This is a genomic window from Candidatus Aquicultor secundus (assembly GCF_002791875.1).
GTDB lineage: Bacteria > Actinomycetota > Aquicultoria > Aquicultorales > Aquicultoraceae > Aquicultor_A > Aquicultor_A secundus.
On record NZ_PFNG01000036.1, the window covers coordinates 1,693 to 9,486 of the forward strand.

At 51.1% G+C, this 7,794-nt stretch carries 11 protein-coding genes; all 11 read left to right on the top strand.

Annotated elements, in window-relative coordinates:
• The first annotated feature begins 145 nt into the window (after positions 1-145).
• The 11 genes from COY37_RS01295 (at position 146) to rimI (ending at position 7,672) form a co-directional block, all read left to right on the top strand.
• Positions 146-523: a holo-ACP synthase gene (locus COY37_RS01295; protein ID WP_286677851.1), complete on the top strand. Its 378-nt coding sequence runs from the start codon at positions 146-148 to the stop codon at positions 521-523.
• Positions 524-527: 4 nt separating this feature from the next.
• Complete coding sequence (locus tag COY37_RS01300) at positions 528-2,054, top strand: NAD(P)H-hydrate dehydratase (RefSeq protein WP_286677850.1); 1,527 nt, start codon at positions 528-530, stop codon at positions 2,052-2,054.
• A gap of 58 nt (positions 2,055-2,112) precedes the next feature.
• The gene (locus COY37_RS01305; RefSeq protein ID WP_286677849.1) at positions 2,113-2,586 is read left to right on the top strand and encodes a CBS domain-containing protein; all 474 of its coding nucleotides are present in this window, start codon (positions 2,113-2,115) and stop codon (positions 2,584-2,586) included.
• Positions 2,587-2,610: 24 nt separating this feature from the next.
• Positions 2,611-3,723 carry an alanine racemase gene (alr, locus tag COY37_RS01310; RefSeq protein ID WP_286677848.1) on the top strand — a complete coding sequence of 371 codons (1,113 nt, stop codon included), beginning with the start codon at positions 2,611-2,613 and terminating at the stop codon, positions 3,721-3,723.
• A 3-nt stretch (positions 3,724-3,726) separates the two neighbouring features.
• Entirely contained in the window at positions 3,727-4,284 is a 558-nt protein-coding gene (locus tag COY37_RS01315; protein ID WP_286677847.1) for a BsuPI-related putative proteinase inhibitor, read from the top strand.
• A 190-nt stretch (positions 4,285-4,474) separates the two neighbouring features.
• Positions 4,475-4,900 (top strand): BCAM0308 family protein, encoded by a 426-nt coding sequence (locus COY37_RS01320; RefSeq protein ID WP_286677846.1) that lies wholly within the window; start codon positions 4,475-4,477, stop codon positions 4,898-4,900.
• A 57-nt stretch (positions 4,901-4,957) separates the two neighbouring features.
• The gene (locus tag COY37_RS11725) at positions 4,958-5,173 is read left to right on the top strand and encodes an FmdB family zinc ribbon protein (RefSeq protein WP_353682420.1); all 216 of its coding nucleotides are present in this window, start codon (positions 4,958-4,960) and stop codon (positions 5,171-5,173) included.
• 20 nt (positions 5,174-5,193) lie between these two features.
• On the top strand, positions 5,194-5,862 hold the full coding sequence (locus COY37_RS01325) for a uracil-DNA glycosylase (RefSeq protein ID WP_286677845.1): 669 nt from the start codon (positions 5,194-5,196) through the stop codon (positions 5,860-5,862).
• Positions 5,863-5,977: 115 nt separating this feature from the next.
• Positions 5,978-6,442 carry a tRNA (adenosine(37)-N6)-threonylcarbamoyltransferase complex ATPase subunit type 1 TsaE gene (gene tsaE, locus COY37_RS01330; RefSeq protein WP_286677844.1) on the top strand — a complete coding sequence of 155 codons (465 nt, stop codon included), beginning with the start codon at positions 5,978-5,980 and terminating at the stop codon, positions 6,440-6,442.
• Position 6,443: 1 nt separating this feature from the next.
• Positions 6,444-7,151 (top strand): tRNA (adenosine(37)-N6)-threonylcarbamoyltransferase complex dimerization subunit type 1 TsaB, encoded by a 708-nt coding sequence (gene tsaB / locus COY37_RS01335; RefSeq protein WP_286677843.1) that lies wholly within the window; start codon positions 6,444-6,446, stop codon positions 7,149-7,151.
• An 8-nt stretch (positions 7,152-7,159) separates the two neighbouring features.
• Positions 7,160-7,672, top strand: coding sequence for a ribosomal protein S18-alanine N-acetyltransferase (rimI, locus tag COY37_RS01340; RefSeq protein WP_286677842.1), 513 nt, complete (start codon positions 7,160-7,162; stop codon positions 7,670-7,672).
• The last annotated feature ends 122 nt before the right edge of the window (positions 7,673-7,794 follow it).

The window sequence follows — 7,794 nt, forward strand, 5'->3', positions numbered from 1 at the left end:
TGTTATACAAGTTAAAGACCTTCTTTGCCAATAGCCTTTCTAAAACCCACGCTCTCGACCCACACCCAATCGCTAATCGCTGTTCTTCTCTGATGCTGATATTTGCTATAGAATAAAGGTAATCAACGCCGGCAAATGAGGCATTATGATTAAAGGGATTGGCATCGATATTGTCGAAGTAAACCGCATAGAACAGGCAATAAGCCGGCGCAAAAAATTTACGGAGCGCATATTTACCCAGGTGGAGCGCGAGTACTGCCTGAGCAAGCGCCGCCCGCATTTGCATTTTGCGGTGCGGTTCGCTGCAAAAGAAGCCGCTCTCAAGGCGCTTGGGACGGGTATGCGCGGAGTGAAATGGACCGATTTTGAGGTTCGTCGAGATAAGTGGGGCAAGCCGTATCTTTACTTAAACGGTAATGCGGCTGCCGTAGCTCGTGAGAGGGGCATCTGCGATATATTTATAAGCCTATCATTTAGCCGTGAATCGGCGGTGGCCTCGGCGATAGCTGTGGGAACGGAGTAAATATTTGCGTGTAGTTACGAGCCGTGAGATGCTCATAATAGAAGAGCAAGCTGAAGCGTTATTCGGCCTCAGCACCGGATTGCTCATGGAACGGGCCGGCCAGGCGGTTGCCGAAGAGGCGGAGCGGATGCTGCCACGCCTCGGAAACATCTTGATCGTATGCGGAAAAGGCAACAACGGCGGTGACGGATTTGTCGCCGCAAGACTTTTGAAAGCGTCAGGATACACCATCACCGTTTTTTCACTTGCACACAGAGATGCTTTTCCGCCGGCGGCGCAACAAGCTTTCGATAATCTTCCCAAAGAAATCAACCTTATCACCGAACCCGACCTTGGTCTGCTTGATGAGGGGTTGATAGAGGCAGACCTCGTCGTCGACGCGATCTTCGGGTTCAGCCTTAAAGGCGCGGTGCGCGGGGTGGCGTCTGAGGTTATCGACCGCATTAACGCATCCCGGAAGATGGTCCTTTCAGTTGACATGCCCTCGGGCCTGGAGGCCGACACCGGTAAAGTGTATGGTAGCGGGATATGGGCGGATATTACAGTTACATTTACCGCGCCGAAAGTCGGGATGCTCCTGCACCCGGGCATTGAACGTACCGGTGAGTACTTAGTCGCCGACATCGGTATTCCGCAAAGTTTGGTCGACGAGTATAGTGGGTTCAGGGCGCTGGACAGGCTGGATGTGTTTGACCTGTTCCCGGCGAGAAGCGTTGACGCGTACAAAAATACAGTCGGGCGGATACTGGTAATTGCGGGCTCGAGGGATATGGCCGGAGCGGCCGTTCTCGTAGCGCGGGGAGCATATAAAATCGGGGCGGGGCTGGTTGTTTTCGCCCCTCCGGCGAGTATCGCACCGGTGCTCCATAGCGCCTTAATCGAGGCAATCGTGCGGCCGCAGGCCGAAACAGAGGCCGGCACCCTCTGCATGGATGCTTATGATTCGTTGATCGAGCTTGCGGCGCAGTATGATGTCATCGCACTAGGGCCGGGCCTTACGGCCAATCCGCAAACGGTTGAGCTGGTGCGCAAACTTATCGTGGATATAGAAAAGCCGATGGTAATCGATGCAGATGGTCTTAATGCCGTCGCCGATCACGTAGAGATACTGAGCGTCAGGAAAGCAGAGACCGTTATAACGCCCCATCCGGGTGAGATGGCCCGGCTCTTTAAGGTGTCGACGCAAGAGGTTCTCGACGACCCCATCGGCTTTTCAAAACGGGCTGCTATAGAGTTTGGGGTCATAGCGGTTCTTAAGGGTGCGGTTACTATTATCAGCATCAACGATGAATCGACACTCAACACGACAGGTAACCCCGGCCTTGCAACCGCCGGGACCGGAGACGTGCTTACCGGTTTTATAGCCGGATTCATGGGCCAGGGATTAAACGCATACGATGCGGCGTCCGTCGGCGTGTATCTACACGGTTTATCCGCGGATATCGCCGTTGAAGATATAAGTGAGTATTGCCTGATGGCATCGGATGTTATCGACTACTTGCCCGAGGCGATTCTCTATATTTTAGGCTAGTAAAAGGGTCCAGAGGCCGGACCCCGGACCCTTGACCCTATAAAGAGAGGTAATAAAGATGGCTGAAGTGCGGCAAAAAGCGAAGGATATAATGACCGGGGGGTTGGTTACTTTTACCAAGGATACGCCGGTAAAGGAAGCTACCGAGGTGCTGGTTAAGAGAAACATCGGCGGCGCGCCGGTCGTTGATGATGAAGGCGGGCTTATCGGGATCGTATCCGAGAGCGATTTGATCATGCAGGATGTTCGTTTTCATTTCCCCACATATATCCAGCTTCTTGATGGATATATCTACCTGCCGCGCAGTCTTGAGCGGTTTGAGGAAGAATTTAAGAAAGCGGTGGGTGCCAAGGTGGGTGATGTTATGACCACCGAGGTTATTACCACCAATGAGGATGCAAGCCTGGAGGATATCGCTACCCTGATGGTCGACAAAGGCATAAGCAGGGTTCCGGTTATGTCCGACGGCAAGGTTGTCGGCATCATAACGAAGGGCGATATCGTTAAGGCAATAAGTAAGGGTTACTGGTAGGAACGATATCTATAAGGTATGGAAATGAGACCTTTATGGGCCGAGATAGATCTCTCGGCCATCAAGCACAATGTAAAAGAGGCCCGGAATGTTGTCGGGGGCAATGTCGAGATAATGGCGGTTGTTAAAGCGAACGCCTACGGCCACGGCGCGGATCGGGTTGCAAAGGCAGCCTGTGATGCCGGTGCGTCGTGCCTTGGTGTGGCGATCCCCGACGAAGGCGCTCGTTTGCGCGAAACCGGCATTACCCAGCCCATCCATGTGTTGTCGGAGGCGGCGGCTGAGGCGGCTCCGGTAATCCTTAAGCACGGTTTAACGGCAACAGTGTATACCTTGAAGTCGGCCCAGGTTCTGGCGGAAGAAGCCGGACATCGCGGCACGACGGTAAAAGTACACGTAAAGGTTGATACCGGCATGAATCGGGTCGGTCTTTTGCCCGAGAGAACCGCCGAGTTCTTGCGGGAAATAAACCGTTTAAAAGAGCTTGAAGTCGAAGGAATATTCACGCATTTTTCTGAGGCCGACAATCCCGAAAGCGACTACACGAATTATCAAATAAGAAGGTTTAAAGATCTTCTTGAAGAATTAGAATCCCAAGGGATATGCCCGCCGGTAAAGCATGCGGCAAATAGCGCGGCGGTATATCTGCATCCGGATTCACATTTTGACATGGTGAGAATCGGAATATCGTTATACGGCCTTCATCCATCCGAGGCGACGAAGGGACGCATCGATTTAAAACCCGCGTTTTCGTTGAAAGCCAGGCTCTCCTACGTAAAAGAGCTTGCGGGCGGTGAAGGCATAAGTTACGGCAGGACCTATACGACAGCGCAAGCTACTATAGTCGGGACGGTGCCCGCCGGTTATGGAGATGGATACTCGAGGCTTTTATCCAACAAGGCGCAGGTCTTGATTGGGGGCCGCAGGTATCCGGCCGTCGGCAATATCTGTATGGACCAGTTTATGGTCGATTTGGGCGCAGGCTCCACTGCCGGGGCCGATGATGAAGTGGTGTTGATCGGCAGGCAGGGTGGCGAGGAAATCAGCGCCGATGAGCTTGCCTCGATTTTGGGCACAATTAATTATGAGATTGTGTGCATGATAAACGCGCGCGTTCCACGGGTATATAAGGAGTAGCACATGTCCGCATCGCGGATAGTCGTTTTAGTTGTTGCAGCATTTTTAATCGGCGTGCTGGCATACGCCGTTGCGTTTAGAAGCGAAAGAACCTTTAGCTTGGCGCCGGGCAAGCAAACGTCTGGTGATAAGGAGGCGCGTGTCGTAGCAAGTGACACCAAGGCCGAAAAGGTAATAGACTATCTGAAAATCTCCGTTGAAATCCCATCGAATTCGATAAAGCTGGGAGAATTACTACATTTTAACATCTCTGTTGAAAATGTAGGTTCCAAGCCCCGTGAGCTTGTGTTTAATAGCAGCCAAAAGTTCGACATCCGCATTGAAGACAAGACAGGTGCAACGGTGTGGACTTGGTCCGATGGGCGAATGTTCGCGCAGATGATCGAAGAAGTAACGCTAGAGCCCCATGAAACGACGTCATTTACAGCGATGTGGCCGATGCAGGATAAGCAAGGAAACACCGTTCAGCCCGGAAACTATAAAGCCTTCGCAAAGGTCGTAGCCAACGGCGTTAAGGATAAAGATGTTGAGCTTGGGTTTACACTAAAAGCGGATGACTAGCAGGCGTTGGAATAAGAACCGGCGGACGTATGCCGGGCCAAAGATGACACGCTGAAATGTAGAGAAAGGGGTGGGTTACAGCAAAACGTAAACGGTACGACAACAGCATAGAGAGTGCTTAAGAATTGTTCAAAAAAGGCTACTTTGGATGTGTAAGCGCGGGTGACCGCGTACATAAGGAGGTAGAAGCATGAGTGCAAAAATTTGCTCAAGATGTATGGCAGTCAGTGATGGAACCAAGTGGTTATATAACGAAGGGGAACACACACGGCTCATGCGAACAAGACGGGCGGAGGTAACCCTCTGCCCGGGGCATCAAAGAATCGAGAAGAGAAGAATCGATGGTGTTGTGACGCTTAAGGGTGATTTTTTGAAATGTCACTTCGATGAAGCGATCAACCTTATTAACAATATCGCCGACAGGCAACTACAGCGAAACGTCGCGGCCAGGGTCTACAATATGGAAGAAAACGGCCATGGCCTTGTAGTAGAGACAACCGATGTCTCGCTGGCCGAGCGCATCGGCAGGGAATTTGAAAAAGCGTTCCATGGCAATCTCATGATCCAGTGGCTGCAAGATGCCGAGTTCGTGCGGGTGAACTGGCAGCGAGACTAGGATAATAATTGATAGAATCTATATGGTTATATGCTATTTTGGTTTTAGGTGATGTAAGTGCCTATTTATGAGTTTAGATGTAATAAGTGCGGGACGAAGTTCGAGAAATTAATGTCCGCTTCTAACGGCAGAACTCCGGAGTGTCCGGGCTGTGGGTGCGCCGATGTGAAGAAACTCTTTTCTTCATTCGGCTTTTCGTCCGGCTCAAAGACGAGTTTCGGCGACGGATGCGGCAGTTGCTCGAGCAGCAATTGCAGCACATGTGGTAAGTAGGGTAAGTAGGGGATAGAACATTGGACCTTCTTAGCTTAGAAGAACAATCAAAGGGATGCGAGTCGTGTCCTCTGGCAAAGCAGGGACGGACGCAGGTTGTCTTTGGCGATGGCAATCCGGATGCCGACATCATGTTTATCGGCGAGGGCCCGGGCTTCTACGAAGACAAGAACGGAAAGCCGTTTGTCGGTGCGGCGGGTAAGCTTTTAACACAGCTTTTGGAGTCCATCGGGCTCAAGCGGGAGGATGTCTACATAACCAACGTCGTAAAATGCAGGCCCCCGCAGAACCGCGACCCCAAACCGGATGAGATCGATATTTGCACGAACCGCTATCTTTTTTCGCAGATTAAACTGATAAACCCCAAGGTAATCGCTACGCTTGGGCGGTTTGCTTCATCTGTTATCCTCGATATGAAGGATGTTTCGATGGGGCGCGTTCATGGGCAGAAATTCATCAAAGACGGCTCGTTGGTGGTGCCGATTTACCACCCGGCGGCGGCGCTTCACTCGCGTGCGAACCTGGTTCCGTTAACTGAAGATTTCAAGAAACTTAAGGCATATGTCGGGGAAAACGTAAAACTACAAGAGAAAGCCCAAGATACAACCGGAGATATAACAAAGGATAACCTGGCGCAGGAGCAACAGATCGGCATGGAGCCACAAGTAGAGCAAATGGGGTTGTTCTAGCGTAAGTTTAATGCAGTGAATTAATGTAATGACATAAATGATTAATATCATGATATTAATAATATTATAGATAACGATTTATATGTCGACCTATATAACGACTTTGTGAGTAACGATGTTTAGTGTGATTACGCATTCACCTGAGGAGACTTGGGAGCTGGCGCGAAAGCTGGCTCCCATATTATCTAGCGGCGATGTTATAAATTTAAGTGGAGACCTTGGGGCCGGTAAAACGGTTTTCTCCAAGGGTCTTGCCGTTGGCCTGGGGATTGATGAGCCGGTTACCAGCCCGACCTTTACCTTGATCAAGGAATACATGGGTCGTTTGCCGCTTTATCACTTTGACGTATACCGGTTGTCATCACCGGAGGAGATGGAGGAGCTTGGATTTGACGAATACTTCTACGGCGATGGCGTTTCGGTTGTTGAGTGGGGCGATAAAATCGAAGAGCTTCTCCCCGATGTTCGCCTTGATATAAGGCTATTGCGCCTGGTAGATGACGAATTTCGGCGAATTGAAGTAACCCCGCAGGGTGATGTCTGGCAAGAAAAAGTCGATCAATGGTTGGTGAGAGAGTAAGTTGTTAACGCTGGCGTTTGATACTTCAAGCCCCGTCCTGACTGTGGCGATAGGCGATGGCGAGAGAATAATAACAGAGACGACGACCTGGCTTCCGAGGGGGCATATGGCAAAGCTGCTGCCCGCAATAGACGGTCTTCTAAAGGATGCCGGATTAACCGTTCAAGACGTGGAAGCGGTCATAATAGGCAGCGGTCCGGGCTCGTACACGGGCCTAAGGATTGGAATGGTGATAGCCCGTACGCTGGCCCAGCTTTTAAAAGTACCCATACTCGGCATATCCAGCCTGGACGCGATTGCACAGCGCAACATAAAAGAAGGAGCCCTGATTTGTCCGGTAGTAGATGCCAAACGGGGCGAGGTGTATGCGGCGTTTTACCGGTCGGCCGGGGATACGGTCAACCGCTTCACCAACTTTAAGGCGATCGCTCCGGATGCGCTGGCCGAACTACTGCAGCTTGAGGGGTACGAGCGTGTCATCTTTGCCGGCGATGGGTTGAAGCTCTACTCAGACGTATTAGTGCAGGTGTTAGGGGATAAAGCCAAACTTGCCCCGGAGGACGATTGGTGGCCCCTGGCTTCGGATTTGATTAATGTGGCGCGCCCGCGCATAAGGGCGCGCGATTTTGACGAACTCTACCAGCTGGCGCCGATTTACGTCAGGCTGTCTCAAGCCGAAGAAATATGGGAAAAACGTCATCGGGGGTGAATTTTATAATGCTTGTAATGAAACCTGAAGTCCGCCGCATGACGATGAACGATGTCGATCAGGTGCACGACATCGAAAGAAGGGCGCACTCGAATCCCTGGAGCAAACTGACGTTTCAGCGTGAAGTAATAGGCAGTCACCACAACACGTGCCTGGTTGCCGAGATAGGGGAGCGTATTATCGGCTTTACCTGTATGTACCATATTCTGGAAGAGGGCCATATAACCAATGTTGCCGTTGATGCCTCCCACCAGAACCGGGGAATCGCAACCTGCCTTCTACTCGCGGCAATCGATTACGCGTGCGGGAGGGGCGTCAAATATATGACTCTTGAGGTGCGCAAATCCAATACCAAGGCGCAGCACCTCTATATAAAATTCGGCTTTCGCATGAAGGGTATCCGTAAGGGATATTATACGGATAACTACGAGGACGCCCTGATATTCTGGACAGGCGATATCACGAGCGAATACTATACGGACCTCTTCGACGAGATTCGAAGAGACCTGGAGAATAAATAAGAGGCCGGTGAATACTGCATGTGACTAAATATGTGACTAAATAAGGGTCCGCTAGATGTCATTCTGAAGTGACTAAACAAGGGTCCGCTAGATGTCATTCTGAAGTGACTAAACAAGGGTCC

Bases quoted from the DNA above. Each gene is read 5' to 3' on its own strand.
- tsaE (WP_286677844.1), top strand. From the start codon at position 5,978: ATGTTTAGTGTGATTACGCATTCACCTGAGGAGACTTGGGAGCTGGCG.
- COY37_RS01320 (WP_286677846.1), top strand. From the start codon at position 4,475: ATGAGTGCAAAAATTTGCTCAAGATGTATGGCAGTCAGTGATGGAACC.
- alr (WP_286677848.1), top strand. From the start codon at position 2,611: ATGAGACCTTTATGGGCCGAGATAGATCTCTCGGCCATCAAGCACAAT.
- COY37_RS01305 (WP_286677849.1), top strand. From the start codon at position 2,113: ATGGCTGAAGTGCGGCAAAAAGCGAAGGATATAATGACCGGGGGGTTG.
- rimI (WP_286677842.1), top strand. From the start codon at position 7,160: ATGCTTGTAATGAAACCTGAAGTCCGCCGCATGACGATGAACGATGTC.
- COY37_RS01315 (WP_286677847.1), top strand. From the start codon at position 3,727: ATGTCCGCATCGCGGATAGTCGTTTTAGTTGTTGCAGCATTTTTAATC.
- COY37_RS01295 (WP_286677851.1), top strand. From the start codon at position 146: ATGATTAAAGGGATTGGCATCGATATTGTCGAAGTAAACCGCATAGAA.